This is a genomic window from Janthinobacterium sp. 35 (genome assembly GCF_002754575.1).
GTDB lineage: Bacteria > Pseudomonadota > Gammaproteobacteria > Burkholderiales > Burkholderiaceae_D > Janthinobacterium > Janthinobacterium tructae.
The window spans coordinates 5,851,707-5,866,702 of record NZ_PEFN01000001.1 but is presented as its reverse complement, the minus strand read 5'-3'; the positions used below and the strand labels follow the sequence as shown (position 1 = coordinate 5,866,702).

At 65.1% G+C, this 14,996-nt stretch carries 9 protein-coding genes; 1 reads left to right on the top strand and 8 read right to left on the bottom strand.

The window, feature by feature from the left end:
- Positions 1-27 precede the first annotated feature (27 nt).
- From CLU93_RS26075 to CLU93_RS26045, 7 genes are all read right to left on the bottom strand, one after another.
- Positions 28-1,737, bottom strand: a complete 1,710-nt coding sequence (locus CLU93_RS26075) for a sensor histidine kinase (protein ID WP_257225101.1) — start codon at positions 1,735-1,737, stop codon at positions 28-30.
- Positions 1,738-1,887: 150 nt separating this feature from the next.
- Complete coding sequence (locus tag CLU93_RS26070; RefSeq protein WP_099763983.1) at positions 1,888-4,107, bottom strand: hybrid sensor histidine kinase/response regulator; 2,220 nt, start codon at positions 4,105-4,107, stop codon at positions 1,888-1,890.
- Positions 4,104-4,466: an Hpt domain-containing protein gene (locus tag CLU93_RS26065; RefSeq protein WP_099763982.1), complete on the bottom strand. Its 363-nt coding sequence runs from the start codon at positions 4,464-4,466 to the stop codon at positions 4,104-4,106. Before CLU93_RS26065 ends, CLU93_RS26070 begins: the two co-directional genes overlap by 4 nt.
- A 27-nt stretch (positions 4,467-4,493) precedes the next feature.
- A complete protein-coding gene (locus tag CLU93_RS26060; RefSeq protein WP_071077537.1) occupies positions 4,494-5,120 on the bottom strand; it encodes a response regulator in 627 nt (208 codons plus the stop codon).
- Positions 5,121-5,194: 74 nt separating this feature from the next.
- A complete protein-coding gene (locus tag CLU93_RS26055) occupies positions 5,195-6,109 on the bottom strand; it encodes an HDOD domain-containing protein (RefSeq protein WP_099763981.1) in 915 nt (304 codons plus the stop codon).
- Positions 6,106-6,738 carry a hypothetical protein gene (locus CLU93_RS26050; RefSeq protein ID WP_143451821.1) on the bottom strand — a complete coding sequence of 211 codons (633 nt, stop codon included), beginning with the start codon at positions 6,736-6,738 and terminating at the stop codon, positions 6,106-6,108. The genes CLU93_RS26055 and CLU93_RS26050 overlap by 4 nt, the downstream gene beginning before the upstream one ends.
- 93 nt (positions 6,739-6,831) lie before the next feature.
- Complete coding sequence (locus CLU93_RS26045; RefSeq protein ID WP_099763979.1) at positions 6,832-8,532, bottom strand: methyl-accepting chemotaxis protein; 1,701 nt, start codon at positions 8,530-8,532, stop codon at positions 6,832-6,834.
- A gap of 315 nt (positions 8,533-8,847) precedes the next feature.
- Between CLU93_RS26045 and CLU93_RS26040 the strand changes: the two genes are divergently transcribed.
- Positions 8,848-11,277, top strand: a complete 2,430-nt coding sequence (locus tag CLU93_RS26040) for a membrane-bound PQQ-dependent dehydrogenase, glucose/quinate/shikimate family (protein WP_099763978.1) — start codon at positions 8,848-8,850, stop codon at positions 11,275-11,277.
- Positions 11,278-11,346: 69 nt separating this feature from the next.
- Here CLU93_RS26040 and CLU93_RS26035 read toward each other — a convergent pair whose 3' ends face one another.
- Complete coding sequence (locus tag CLU93_RS26035) at positions 11,347-14,796, bottom strand: DUF748 domain-containing protein (protein ID WP_257225100.1); 3,450 nt, start codon at positions 14,794-14,796, stop codon at positions 11,347-11,349.
- Positions 14,797-14,996: the final 200 nt, after the last annotated feature.

Below are 14,996 nucleotides of genomic sequence, written 5' to 3'. Positions count from 1 at the left end.
GGCACGCAGGACAACTTTTACGTATGACTATGCATGCGAAAGTGTGGTCAATTTGCCGTCCGCCGCCGTCGCGCGGGCCGTGCCGCCCAGCGGCAGCCGCAGGCGGAAGGCCGCGCCGTGGCCCGGCGCGGATGCCACGCCGATGCTGCCGCCCATCAAGGTGACGAGCTGGCGCGCGATGGCCAGGCCCATGCCGGCGCCGCCATGGGCGCGGCTCGGCGAGTCGTCCGCCTGCGAGAATTTATCGAAGATGTCGGCTTGCTGCGCCTGCGCGATGCCGATGCCCGTATCGCGCACCTCGATCTGCAGATCCGCGCCACTCAGCATGACGTGGACATCGACCCGCCCTGCGGACGTGTAGCGGATGGCATTATCGAGCAGGATGTCGAGCACGCGCACCAGACGCACGCGGTCGCAATCGATGCTGGGCGGCGTTGCGGGCGCGATGTGCGCGGCCAGCGACAGGCCCTTGTGCGCCGCGCGCTGCCGGTGCGGCGCCAGCGCCAGCGCCAGCAGCTGGTCCAGCGGCGCAGCGGCAGACTCCAGCCGCACCTGGTCGTTTTCAAGCGCGCTCAGTTCCATCGCCGCCTCGACCATGGCCAGCAACTGGCGGCCGCTGTCCTGTATCGTCTGCGCGTAGGCGGCCTGTTCCGGCTCGCGCAGCTGCTCTTGCAGCAGCTCGGAGAAACCGAGGATGCCATTGAGGGGCGTGCGCAATTCATGCGACATGTTCGACAGGAAGCGCGACTTGGCCTCGCTGGCGGCGATGGCCCTGGCGCGGCTGTCGACCAGGCGGCCGATCAGCAGCACCAGCGCCGCCCAGGACAGCACGATCAGCACGCTCGTGACGGCGGCCATCAGCAAGGCCTGGTTGCGGCGCAAGACGTAGTCGGCCAATACCGTATTGCGGTCCAGTCCGACCAGCATGTAGAGCGGGTAGTTGGCCAGTTTTTCGAAGGCGTAAATGCGCAGGGTGCCGTCGACGGGACTGCGCTCGCTGAAGCTGCCGCGCGTGTTACCTTGCATCATGGAAAATACCTTGCTGCCGTCGACATCCTGGCCGATGCTGTTGACGGCGCCGACCCGGCGCGCGCGCACCACGCCATCGCTGCCGACGAGCGTGATGGAGCTGTTGTCGCCCAGGTCGACTTCGTCGTACAGGCGGGTAAAGTAATACGGATCCATCGAGACCACCACCACGCCCTTGAAGCGGCCATCGGCATGGTTGATGCGGCGCGTCATCTGGATCGACCATTTTTTCGACACGCGCCCCAGCACCGGCTTGCTGATGTACAGTTCGCCGCTGTCGCGCTGCATGTGTACCCGGATGTGTTCGCGGTCGGCCAGGTTGGTCGGTTTGAAGGGGTGGCTCGACAGTACCGTGTCGCCCCGTTCGTCGACGATGGTAAACAGGTTGTACAGGGGGCCGGGATTGAGGCCTTGCTGCAGGTCCGCCACGATGTCGAGGCGGTTGCCCAGCGCCTGGTAGCGGCCGCGCAGGTAGGTGACCGCCTGGTCCGCCGCCTCGATCGTGCGGATCGCGTGTTCGTCGAAGACGCGCGCCATGCTGCGCGCCTCGCGCCCGGCATCGGTGATGGCGGCGTCGTGCGCGCGCTGCAATTGCAGCAGGGTGATGCTCCACAGCCCCGCCAGCAGGACCGCCATGAAGAGCGACAGCAGGATGCGCGTATCGCAGCGCTCCCAGGCCATGGCCTTCCAGTATCTGTACTGCCGCATGCTGCCTCCGCAAGGTCTGCCAGGTTGTCCATTCTGCGCGGATGTCCGGCGTCACTGGCACGTTGATTTGTCAATTATAGCGAATACAATTGATTTTATCGAATAAAATGATTTTTATGCGGAAGTGTTGTATTCAGCGCCGGCAGGGAACTAGCGCGTCAGCCAGCGCTCTACCATTGCGCGCAGCTGGGCGGCCGTAAAGGGCTTGGACAGATAGTCGTCCATGCCGGCCGCCATGCAGCGCTGCCGGTCATCCTCGGTCACGCCGGCCGTCAGGGCGATGACGGGCAGGCGCGGCGCACCGCTGGCCGCTTCGCGGGCACGCAGGGCCTGGCAAGCCTGGTAGCCATCCATGACGGGCATCATGCAGTCCATCAGGACCAGGTCGTACTGCTGCCCGGCCAGTGCCTGCAGGCCCAGAGCGCCGTTCTCCGCCGTGTCGATATGGTAGCCGCGGGAGGCCAGCTGCAGGCATACCAGCTGGCGGTTCAGCGCCGTATCCTCGACCAGCAGGATGCGCGCGCCCGGCCCGGATGCGGGCGCGTGCAGGGGAACTGGAGCGGGCGCCGGTTCCGCTTCCGGTCGCGGTTCTGGCGTGGCGGCGCCTGGCGCCTGGGCCACCTGGCAGGGAATGCGTACGGTGAAGCGCGAGCCGGCGCCCGGTTCGCTGTTGCAGAAAATCTCGCCGCCCAGCAGCGCCAGCAGCTGCTTGCAGATGCTCAGGCCCAGTCCCGTGCCGCCATACGCGCCGCTGATGCTGTCGTCGGCCTGGCAAAACGGCTCGAAGATGCGGCTCAGCTGCTGCTGGCTCATGCCGATGCCCTGGTCGTTGACGCTGGCGACGAGGCAGGCGCTGGCGCCGTCCGGCGTGGCCGCTTCCAGGTGCAGGCGCACGGTCACGCTGCCAGAGGGCGTAAACTTGATGGCATTGCTGAGCAGGTTGCCGAGGATTTGCGCGATGCGCGTGCGGTCCGAGCACACCCGTTGCGGCACGCTGTTGCCGATCTCGCTGACAAGGTGCAGCTTCTTCCGGTCGGCTTGCGGACGGTGCAGCGCCAGCACGTCATCGAGCAGCAGGCGCGGGTCGAAGTCGCGCAGTTCGATGTTCATCTGGCCTGCCTCGACCTTGGATAGGTCGAGGATGTCGTTCAGGATGCGCATCAGGTGCTGCACGCCATCGCCGATACGCTGCGCATATTGCTGCTGTGACGCCTCGAGTTCGGTTTCCTGCAGCAGTTCAGCCATGCCGGCGATACCGGCCATGGGCGTGCGGATCTCGTGGCTCATGATGGCCAGGAAGCGCGACTTGGCGGCATTCGCCGCTTCCGCGCGCGCTTGCAGCGCCAGCGCCATGGCCGCGTCGCGCTCCTGGCGCCGCAGCAGGGCCATGATCAGCGCGATGGCCCCGGCCAGCACGAGCAGACTGACCACGGCCGCGCCGCCCATGGTGCGCAGCATGCGCCGCCAGCCTGCCAGGTAGACCTCGTCGGTGATGGTCACGTTGATGGCCAGCGGATAGTCGCGCACCAGCCGTACGCCGGCCAGGCGGTCGACTCTGCGCCCCTGCTCGGCCGCGCGCGGCGAGTCCACCTGCAGCACGCCATGCGTCTTGCCCTGTTCCAGCAGGCGGTAGGTGCTGCCCGTCAGGTTGCGCTGGCCCATCATGGCGGGCACGGCCGGCCAGCGGGCCAGCAGCGTGTAGTCGCTGCGGTACAGGGAAAAGGCCGTATGTTCGCCGATGCTGGTGTTCTGGAAGAATTTACTGAAAAAGTCGCACGACAGGCCCACCAGCACCACGCCCAGGAAGCGGCCGTCCGGGCTGTTGATGCGCCGGCTGATATAGAAGGTCCAGGCGCCATTGCCCTTGTTTTGCACGGGCGCGCTGACATGCATGCCGCCGTCCGGGTGGCGCCGGTGATACTCGAAGTAATCGCGCTCGCCGAGGCGGATGGGCGGCGCGGGATAGGCGCGGCTGAAGACCAGCACGCTGGCATCGCTGCCGACGATGGACACCACGTCCACTTGCGGCACGCCGCCGATCTTGTGCTGCAGCATCTGGTGCATGGCCGGGGTGCCGACGCTGGTGGCCAGCGCGTGCGCGTCCGCAGGGGCGGTGGCCTGGATGTCGTTGCTGACGCTGTCGAGCACCAGGCGGGCCGCCGTCATGCTTTGCGCCGTGTTTTCCGCCAGCAGCAGCGACAGGTTGGACAGATCCTGCTTCCAGTCATCAACGGCTTCGCGGTACAGCAGTGCGCCGGAAACGACGATGCGCAGCGCCAGCAGGCACACCAGCACCAGGCCCACCACGGCCGCCGTGGTGCGCGGGCGATAGCGGTGCGCCAGGCGCAAGACGGCCTGGCGCAGGTTCATGCCTGCGTGCCCGTGTACTCGCGCATGCTGCGGTGTACTTCCTGCTCCACTGCGCCGACCAGCACTGCCGTTTCCGCCAGCCAGTCCGGTGCGGCCACGCCCTGGTGGCGCACCAGCTGCTCCAGTGCCGCCAGGCGCGCCACCAGGGCACTGGCGCCCAGCAGCGCCACGGTGCCGCGCAAGGTATGACAGCCATGCACGATGGCCTGCGTGGCACCGCTGCGCACGGCCTGTTCGACGCGTGCAAACATGGCTGGCGCCGTATCGAGGTAGGTCTGCGACAGGGCGCGGAACATCTCCAGGTCGTGGCCGGTGGCCTGGAACAGCACGGCTGGATCGATGTGGCGGTAGGCTTGCATGGGGGCTCCGGGGAAAGCGGTGGTGGACTAGGCGGCCAGGCTGTTGCGCCGTGCATGACCGGCGCAGCAGGCGCGCAGATAGCCACGCAGCTCGTCGTAATTGACGGGCTTGGCAAAGAACACCACGCCGGGCGGCACGCCACCGCGTTCTTCCAGTTCCTCCGGCGTCAGGCTCGACAGCATGGCGATATGCATGTCCGCCAGCAGCGGGTCGGCCAGGATGGTGCGGATCACTTCGTAGCCGTCGATGCCTTCCATGATGATGTCGGCCAGCAGGATGTCGGGCTGGTCGCGGGCGATTTCCATCAGCGCCTGGTAGCCGTTCTCGCAAAAGCGCAAGCTTGCCTGCAAGCCCCATGAGCCGATCTGCTTTTCATATAGCGCGCGTTCGATCGGATTGTCTTCGATCACCAGGATGGACGGCGGGCGGCCCGATGCTGCGGGGCGGCTGGCGCGTGCCGCACGTTGATCCTGGCCTGGCTGGCCGGGATTGCCCTTGTAGGCTTCGACGGCCGCAAGGGGAATGCGCCGGTGGCCGCCCTTGGTCTTCCAGGCTTCGATAACGCCTGCCTCGACCAGTTGCTGCACCGATGTGACCGAGATGCCGAGGATTTCGGCAGCCTTTTGGGTAGTGCATACGTCTGCAGTGTGCATGATGGGCTTTAAGATCGAGGATGAAGTTAAATGGAATGATACGCAATCACGCTCAAAAAATCAATTTCAACAAATTAGATGAATTCACTAAAAACCTGCCGCGCGGTGGGCCCGATCCTGCTGCGCGTGCGGCCAAGGGCGATGTGGGCGTGCGGCTCCAGGATGGCGCGCCATTCGCTCCACTCCGCGTGACTGTGGCGTAACAGCGTTTCCATGTGGTTCCCATCCAGACCCAGTACCCGCGCGGCGGCCGTGGCCGGCCCGCGCGGCCCTACGCCATTGCGCAGTATCAGGTCGGCGAAACTGCTGGCCAGTTGCAGCAGCCAGGCCAGCTCTGTCATGCGTCCGGCCTGCCCGAAGCCGGGCGGCGCGGCATGGCAGCGCACGGCGTCGCACAGGATGTCCGGCATGCCCCAGCCCCGCATGAGGCTGGCTGACAGCGCCAGTTGATGGTGGCCGAAGCGCCGCGACTCCTCGCACAGCAGCAGCGCCCTGGCAGCGCTGCCGTGCTGGCTCAGCAGTTCTCCATACGCTTGCGGATGCAGCACGGCCAAGGCGAGTTGGCCGATGTTGGCCAGCAAGCCGCAAGTGTACAGCTCTTTGGCCGGTGCCAGTTGCAGCGCGTCGCCCACCACGCGCGCGGCACAGGCCATGGCCTGCGCGTGCGCCCAGAATCGCTGCTCGTCGAAGTGCGCACACGTGGCCGTCGGCCGGTCCGGGATGGCGAACGCCTGGCGCAGGGCGGGCAGGCCGATGGCGGCCAGCATCGCGGCGTCGACTGCCGCATGCTGGCGCGCGCCCGGTGGCACGGCCCCATTCGCCAGGCCGATGACCTTGCCGGTCAGGGCCGGATCGCAGCCCAGTTGTTCGGCCAGCTCATCGAACGGCACCTGTTGCTGTAACAAGGTCGCCAGCCAGTGGCGCCGCCAGGCGGGCGAGGGCAGGATGGCGCCGCCGAGCAGGCTCGCCAGATCGAGCGGCGCATTCATGGCCGGCTCCCGATACCGCTGCAGTCATCCACCTGCGCGGCGCCCGTTTGCAGGGCCGTGACCGCTTGCGACAGCACGTCGAGCGCCATCAGCAGCTCCGCATGCAGGCGGCGCAGCGCGCCGATATCATTGGAAAAGCCCGCATGCACGGCCTGGCGCGCCAGTGCGTGCAAGGGAAGCAAGCCCATGGCGTAGCTGCTGTCGACAATTTCCTGGGCCAGCACGCGTGCCGGGGCCGGGCGTTCGCAGCGCAGCGCATGGGCGATGCCGGCCAGGCGGTCGCGCGTCTCGGCCACGAAGAGCGCCAGAATCTCACCTTGCAAACGCCGGTCGTAGCCGAACATGGCGTCCAGGCGGGCCAGCTCGAACGGCGGCGTGTCCAGCGCCTCGGGCTGTGGCGGCGGTGCCGTGTCTGCCGACTTGGCCGTCTGGGTGGCCTTGCGCATCTGCAGCTGCTGATGCAGGTCGGCAACTGTCGTGCTGCTGGCCACCCTGCTCTGGCGCCAGTGGAGGCGGCGCCAGAGCAGGGCGGCCAGCAGCAGCAACATGCCCGCCAGCGCCAGCGCCGGCCGCATCAGCGAGACATCGTCGCAACGAAGGTAAGGATGGACCGCGAGGAAGGAGTTCATGGCAATGCCTGCATGCAGTGAGAGTGGTTGACAACGGATGTCATGGCGATGCTCCGGGATGATCGATGCAGGTGAGCCTGCATGACGACGGGTTCAGAATTCTTCCCAGTCGCCGCCGGCACCGGCGCTGGCCGTGCTGCGGGCAGGAGCGGGGTCGCGCTGTGCGACCAGCTTGAGCGGCGCCGCCTTGCGCGCTGCAGGCTTGGCGGCTGGGACTGGGGCGGGGCGCACCGGCGTACGGTGTTGCGCCGCGTTGGCCTGGCCCTGCGCCAGCTTGAAGGCGCCGACCACGCTGGACAGCTTGCTCGCCTGCTCCTGCAGCGATTGCGATGCCGCCGCCGCTTCTTCGACCAGCGCCGCATTCTGCTGCGTGACTTCATCCATTTGCGTGATGGCGCGGTTGATTTCGTCGATGCCCGTGCTTTGCTCGGCGCTGGCGGCCGAGATCTCGCTGACGATGTCGGTGACGCTGCGCACCGTATCGACCACTTCCGTCATGGCCGCGCCCGCTTGCTGGACCAGCTTGCCACCTTGTTCCACCTGCTCCACGGAGTCGCTGATGAGTGTCTTGATTTCCTTGGCGGCCGCCGCCGAACGGTGCGCCAGGTTGCGCACTTCGGTCGCCACGACGGCAAAACCGCGCCCTTGTTCGCCGGCCCGGGCCGCTTCCACGGCCGCATTCAGGGCCAGGATATTGGTCTGGAAGGCGATGCCGTCGATGACGCTGATGATGTCGGCGATCTTGTTGGACGCGCTGTCGATCGCTTCCATGGTGCGTATCACGTCGCCCATCACCTCGCCGCCGCGCACCGCCTTGTCCGAGGCGCTGACGGCCATTTGCTTGGCCTGGCGGGCGTTGTCCGAGTTTTGCCGCACGGTGGCCGTCAGTTCTTCCATGGCGGAGGCGGTTTCTTCCAGCGAACCGGCCTGCTGTTCCGTGCGTGCCGACAGGTCCAGGTTGCCTGCCGCGATCTCGCTCGATGCCGTGCCGATGGTCTCCGTGCCGGAGCGCACTTCGGCGACGATGCGCACCAGGCTCTCGCTCATCTCGGCCATGGCTGTCATCAGTTGTCCCACTTCATCCTTGGAGGTGGCGCTGATTTGCACGCTGAGGTCGCCGCCTGCGATGGTGTGAGCCACCTCGATGGCGTTCTTCAGCGAAGAGGCGATGCGCCGCGCCAGCAGCAGACCCATGCCGGCCACCAGTACCATGACGGCCAGGGCCAGGCCGCTGGAAATCCAGCGCGCGCTGGCAGCGGTGGCGATGCCCTCCGCCGCGCCCATGTTGGCCAGCTTTTCGTTGTAGCCGTGGTGGGCGGCAAACGCGTCGACCAGTTCCTTGATGATGGGCTGGTTGGTCAACAGCAAGTCACGCGCCGCATCGAGCTCGCCTGCCTTCGACAGGGCCAGTACCTTGTCGCGCACGCCATCGTAGCGCAGCAGGACGGCGCGGTCCGTGGCCAGCAGCGCTTTGTCTTGTTCATCGGAAAGGTTTTCCTTTTCATACTTGTCGAGCGCTTGGCCGACTGCTGCGCGCGCCTCCTTGATGCCCGCTTCGAGCTTGTCGCGCGCGGCGGGGTCTTTCGTGGCCACATGCTGCCAGACGGCCGTGCGCATCTGCGTGAAGGGCACGAAAGCGTGGTTCAGTGTCAGCAGGCTGGGAACGGTGTTGACGGTGGCATAGCTGGCCGCCGTGTACACGCGGTCCATTTCATAGATGCTGAAGCCCGCCAGGGCGGCCAGTCCCAGGACGACGGAGAGTATCAATGCATACAGGCGTTTGGCGATGGTCATGATGTGTGCCGCTCCACGAGAAGGTTGAAAATTGGGAAATTCGGTTGTCAGAGTTTGTGATTTTCATTTTACGATATAAATTTGATTTATTCGAGAAATTTGTTATTTATTTGATTTATTTTGTGTTTTTTTTTTGAAATCACAGAGGAAAGGCGGGCTGGCGGAGATGGACTGTGATGAAAAGCAACACCGCGCGGATAGCGCGTTCACGCGTGTGCCATGCTTTGCCAAATAGTGAAAAAATGGAACTCCTTGATCGCCATCAACTACGGTGCGCAATCGCCTGCCGCTGACTGACTCTTGTAAAGGAGCATCATGACTGCCTCTGCCCGGCCTGGATCCTTGCTTATCTTCACTGCAGTCATCTTCATCTTGCCGGGCCTGGCGCTTGCGGGCGGCGGCGCCTGGCTGGTCAGCCTTGGCGGCTCCTGGTATTACGTCGTGGCCGGCATCGGCATGCTGGTCGTGGGCGCGCTGGTGTGGAAGGGGCGGCGCAGTGCCCAGCTGTTTCTCGCGCTGCTGCTGTTCGCCACCCTGATCTGGTCCGTCATCGAAGTGAAGTTCGACTGGTGGCAATTGCTGCCGCGCCTCGATATCTGGTTTGCCGCCGCCGTCTGGCTGCTGCTGCCGTTCGTCGACCGCCGGCTCGCTCCGTCGTTGAGCGCCGCAGCGAAACCGCGCAGCGCGCTGGCCGCCGCCGTGGTGGTCACCGCCGCCGTGGGCGTGTTCTCGCTGTTCCAGGACTACACCACCTTGCACGGCGAAGTGCCGGCCGAGAACATGGCGGCCGTACCGCAAGGCGATTTCGCCCCGGGCGTGGCGCCCAACGACTGGGCCGCGTATGGCCGCTCCGGCTATGGCGACCGCTACGCGCCGGCCGCGCAGATCACGCCGGCCAACGCCGCGCAGCTGAAACAGGCTTGGGTGTACCACACGGGCGACTTCAAGGGCCCGAACGACCCGCACGAGATCGCCAATGAAGTCACGCCGCTGAAAGTGAACGGCATGCTGTACCTGTGCACGCCGCACAGCATCGTCATCGCGCTGGACCCGGACACGGGCAAGGAGCTGTGGCGCCACGATCCGAAGATCAACCGCGACGCGGCCAGCTACCAGCACATGATTTGCCGTGGCGTGGCGTACTGGGACGTGAACGCGGGCCGCGCCAAGGACGATCCGGCGCCGCAGGCGGCCGGCATGGCGTGCCCGCGCCGCATCTTCGCGCCCACCATGGATGCGACCCTGATCGCCATCAATGCCGATACGGGAGCAGCGTGCAAAAGCTTCGGCGAAAATGGCGTGATCGGCCTGTACCACGGCATGGGCATGAAGAAGCGGGGCTTTCTGATGCCGACCTCGCCGCCGGCCGTGGCGCAGAACGTGGTGGTGATGGCCGCCAGCGTGACCGATAATTTTTCCACGGAAGAACCGTCGGGCGTGATCCGCGGCTACGATCCCGTCACTGGCAAACTGATGTGGAACTGGGATGCTTCGAACCCGGACGACACGGCGCCGATTGCCGAGGGGAAAACCTACACCAACAATTCGCCCAATTCCTGGGGCGTGTCCAGCGTGGATGAAAAGCTGGGCATGGTGTACATTCCGATGGGCAATGAAACCCCCGATACCTGGGGCGGCAAGCGCAACCCGAACGGCGAGAAATACAATAGCGCCATCGTCGCGCTTGATCTTGTCAGCGGGAAAGTACGCTGGGTGTACCAGACCGTGCACCACGATATCTGGGACATGGATATCGGCGGCCAGCCCACCCTGGTCGACATCGACACGCCAAAAGGCAGAGTGCCGTCCGTGGTCGCCACGACCAAGCGCGGTGACATCTATGTGATCGACCGGCGCGACGGCAGCCTGGTGGTGCCGGCGCCGGAAAAACCCGTGCCGACGGCCAACGCCGCGCCTGGCGACAAGCTGTCGCCCACGCAACCGTTCTCGGCCCTCACTTTTCTGCCTGAGAAACATATCAGCGAAACGGATATGTGGGGCACGACGCCATTCGACCAGCTCGCCTGCCGCATCATCTTCCGCCAGCACCGCTACGAAGGGCCGTTTACGCCGCAAACGGTGGCCGAAGGCAAGATCAAGGGCGCCATCATCTCGCCGGGCCCGCTGGGCATCTTCGAATGGGGCGGGGCGGCCGTCGATCCCGTGCGTCAGTTGCTGCTGGTGAATCCCGACTACATGGGCTTCCTGGAACGCCTGGTACCGCGCGCGCAAGCCAATGCGAAAGGTGGCACGGGATCGGAAATGGGTTTGCAACCGCAAACGGGCGTGCCGTTTGCCGTGGAAATCAAGCCTTTTCTTTCTCCGCTGGGCTTCCCCTGCCAGGCGCCGCCCTGGGGCTATATCGCCGCCGTCGACTTGCGTACCATGAAAAAAGTGTGGATGCACAAGAACGGCACCACGCGCGACAGCGCCCCCGTTCCCATCGCCTTGCCGCTGGGCGTACCCAGCCTGGGCGGCATCAGCACCACGGGCGGCGGCGTGGCTTTCCTCAGCAGCACGCTCGACTACACCATCCGCGGCTATGACGTGCGCAACGGCAAAACCGTGTGGGAAGCCCGCCTGCCGGCCGGCGGCCAGGCCACACCGATGAGTTATATCTCCGACAAGACGGGCAAGCAGTATGTGGTGGTGATGGCCGGCGGCCACGGTTCGCTGGGCACGAAGATGGGCGATAGCCTGGTGGCGTTTGCGTTGCCGGATGAGGCGGTGGAAAAGAAAAAGTAGGAAGGTGAGGGCGCCGGAAAGTGCCGGGATCGGCCCCTGAGGGGCTGATCCCGGCACTTTGCTTTTGGCTTATTGGGCCGCCAATCCCAGCGTCAACCCCACCAGCTTGCCCGGCGCGGCCTCCGTTTTTTCCGGCGCACCCGCGCTGACCCTGGCCGCCGGCGTGCCGTCCTGCTGCAGGGCCGCCAGGATGGCCGCGCTGCGCTGGGCGCCCAGTTTATTCAAGGCATCGGCAGGCAGGGGTTGCCTGGCTTCCAGTTGCTCGCGCAAGCCGTTGTAGAAGGCGCCCGTGTCGGCCACTTGCGGCTCGCCCTCGATCAGCTTGCCCAGGCGTTGCAAGACGGGGATTTTGGCCGGAGCCGCAGTGGAGGCGGCCGCCGCTGCCCCAGGCGCAGCCGACTCCGCCGCCTTCTTCTGCTTGTCCAGCTCGGCCTTGCCGAAGCGTTCGCCGTACAGCTCGCGCAGGGCGCCACGTATCTTGCGTTCGCCCAGGTTCAATGGTCCCGGTTCCTCGCCCGCTTCCAGCTTGATGCCGGCCTTGGCGGCCACGGCGCGGCGCACGGCCTGGGCGCGCAGGGCGGCCCCGTCCGTGTCGCTGTACTGGCCCGGCACGGCCAGTTTCAGCTGTTCGCGCTTGGCGAGGATTTGCGCCACCTGCTTGAGCTTTTCCCGCTCGGGCGGCAGCAGCACGGCGCTGCCCGCATCGAAGTCGATCGATTCGAGCTTGTCGGCGCTGATGCCCAGCAAGTTGCCCAGTGCGCGGAACGGCGCCGTGACGATTTTTGTCAGCACATTGCCCACGGCTTTCCAGACCAGGGCGCCATAGCTGAATTGCGGGTCGTTCAAGTCGCCCGACACGGGCAAACCGAGGTCGATGCGCCCGTCGCTATCCTTGAGGATGGCCAGCGCCAGTTCCAGCGGCAGTTTCAAGGCGTCCGGACTGTCGATGCGCTCGCCCAGAGTCAGCTTGTCGAGCACGACCTGGTTGGTGCCGTCGAGCTGGCGGTTGCGCACCTTGTATTGCAAGTCCAGCGAAATTTTGCCTTCAGCCACCTTGTAGCCGGCGAACTTCATCGTGTACGGCGAGGCGGAGACCATGTCGACGTTCTTGAAGACCACGTTCAAGTCCGTGTTGTCGGTCGGCGCGAACGGATTTAATTGACCACGCACGCGGGCCAGGCCGAATTCATCGATGCGGCCGTCCAGTTCAATCTGGCTGCGCGCATCGCGCTTGGTCGACAGGCCCGTGATGACGCCATTGAGTTCATAAATCTTGGCGGCGAACTGGGGCCGCAAGCTCAGGTCGGCAAAGTCCAGCTTGGCGTTTTGCAGGCGCACGCGGCGCACGCGCACGGGGAAGGCGGCGTCCGGCGCTGCAGCGCCGGGCGCGCTGGCGGTTGCTGGAGCTGACGCAGTCGCCGGCTCGGGCGCCTTCACCAGCAGGCGCTGCGCGTTCAGGCTGCGGTCGTTTTCGATGATCAGCTGGGCGTTCGGTTCCACCACGCGCAGTTCGGGGATGTCGACAAAATCGGGGCCCACGCTGGCCGTCAGCTTGTCGGCGCGCACGCTTTTCCACGAGGCAAAACGCTTGCCATCCGTTTCATTGAGCACCAGGCCGGCGATATCCACGCCGCCCTCATAACGGACCTTGGGCGCTTTCGGCGCGCCGCCGCCCGTCGTCAGGCGGCCGCTGCCGGAGAGGGTGCCGCCTGCCAGCTTCAGTTTTACATGCTGCGCCAGCAACGGTTGCACGGGCGCCAGGGTCAGCTGTTGCAGATTCAGCTGCGCATCGACGGCGCCCGTGCCCGGCACGAACTTGCCCTTGGCCGTGAGCAAGCCGCCTTCGCGCAAGCCCACGCCCAGTTCGAACGGCAGCGCCTGTTTCATATCGTTGCTGACGTTGTGCAAGGAGAGCCGCGCATCCTGCAGCGTGCCCTTGATGCCAGTGCCCGCATCATCGAAACGGGCGCCGAACTTGCTCAGTTCTACCTTGTCTACCTTGGTGGACCAGGGCGCGGACGGCGTTTCCTTGCCTGCGTTGGCTTTGCCGGAGGCAAACACGGGTAGCTGTTGCGCAATCGCAAACTCGCCCTGGCGGTTGCGCGCCAGGTCGATCTGGGCGCCGCTGGCCGTCACGGCGGCCAGGTGCACGGTATGCGCGGCCAGGTCGATCTTGCCATCCGTAAAACCCAATCGGGCCAGTTTGAACGGCGTTTGCGCGCCCCGCTGCATGGTAAGGTCGGCCAGCGCAAAACTGGCGCCATCGACAATGATGCTGTTTCCCGCCTGCCCCTGTTGCAAGCCCAGTTGCAGCTGCAGTTGCAACTGTTTCGCGCTCAATTGCAGGGCGGGCGAGACGGTTTCATCGATGGCGGAGACGTCCACGTTGGCCAGGGCCACTTGCTTCAAGTCCACTTTCCACTTGCCCGGGTTGGCTGGCGCGGCGGAGGCTGCCGGTGCCGGGTTGCCAGGCAGCATCAGGTTCGCCACGTCGATCTCGCCCTTGGCATTGCGGCGCACGGCCACCTTGCCGCCGTACAGATTGACTTTATCCACGGTGACGTTCTGGCGCGCCAGGTCGGCGTTCACGCCGGCGATGCCCAGGGTGCTCAGCGACGTAAACGGCGCGCCCTTGCCACTTTGCACCAGCGCCAGGTCGCGCAAGGCCAGGCCCGCACCTTTGACGGTCGCTTGCAGCGTGCCGTCGGCATAGGAAAAGGCGTAGGGCAGGCGCGCCGACAGCTTGCCGCTGGTCACTTGTGCGCGGGTGTACGCTTTCAAATACGCGGCCAGGCCGGGCAGGGAGGCGTCGTTCAGTATCAGTTCGCCTTCGCCGCGGATGGGGCTGAGCGAGGCCGTGCCGCGCCAGTGCAGCTTGCCGCCGCGCGCCGCATCCGCGCTGAGGCTGTAGCTGCCGTTGGCGTCAGGCAAGGTCGAGATATTGTCGAGCGTAAAGTTGATCGGCGTGAAGTTGTCCGCATAGCCCGCCTTCTGGTCTTGCCAGTCCACTTTGCCTTGTTCCAGTGCAAAGTGGGCGATGACGAGGCGCGGCATGCCGCCTTCGCTTCTTTCAGGATGGTTGCGTTGCCAGGTGGCCAGCACTTCAGCCAGGTTGAACTTGCCATCCGGCGTGATCGTCAGCTGGGCTTGCGGCGCCGTGATGCGGATTTCCGCCAGGCTCCAGGCGCGGCGCACGATGGATTTCCATTCCAGCCGCACAGCCAGCGCGCCGATGGACAGCAGCGGCGCATTGTTTGCGCTGGACGCTTCCCTGAAAGCGATCTGGTCCGCTTCCAGGCGCAAGGTAAACGGGTTGAAGCGCACATCGGCGATGCTGGCCTGGCGCGCGAGTTCTTTTTCTGCAAATTTGGGTAGCTGATGCTTGATGACGTAGGGCACCAGCCAGAAGCCGGCCGCGCTGTAGGCGGCCAGGGCGCAGCCTGTGCCAAGGGCCCAGCGCTGCCAGCGTTTCCAGCGAAATGTCTTCGTCTGCACGCTTTTGTTGTCGATTGTGTTCACGAACTGACCTTTTGATCTTGTTGGGCGGCGCATTTTGCGCGCCGTGACTGTCAGTATGCCTCTTTGCGGCCTCGTCTGCAAAATCCAAACGTGTTCATGTGATAACAGACGCCATGGATACCTTGTTTCTTCTGTAAAACTCACACAAACTCACTCTTTCTTGATAATGATTCTCATTACCGGTATCATGGCGACTAACC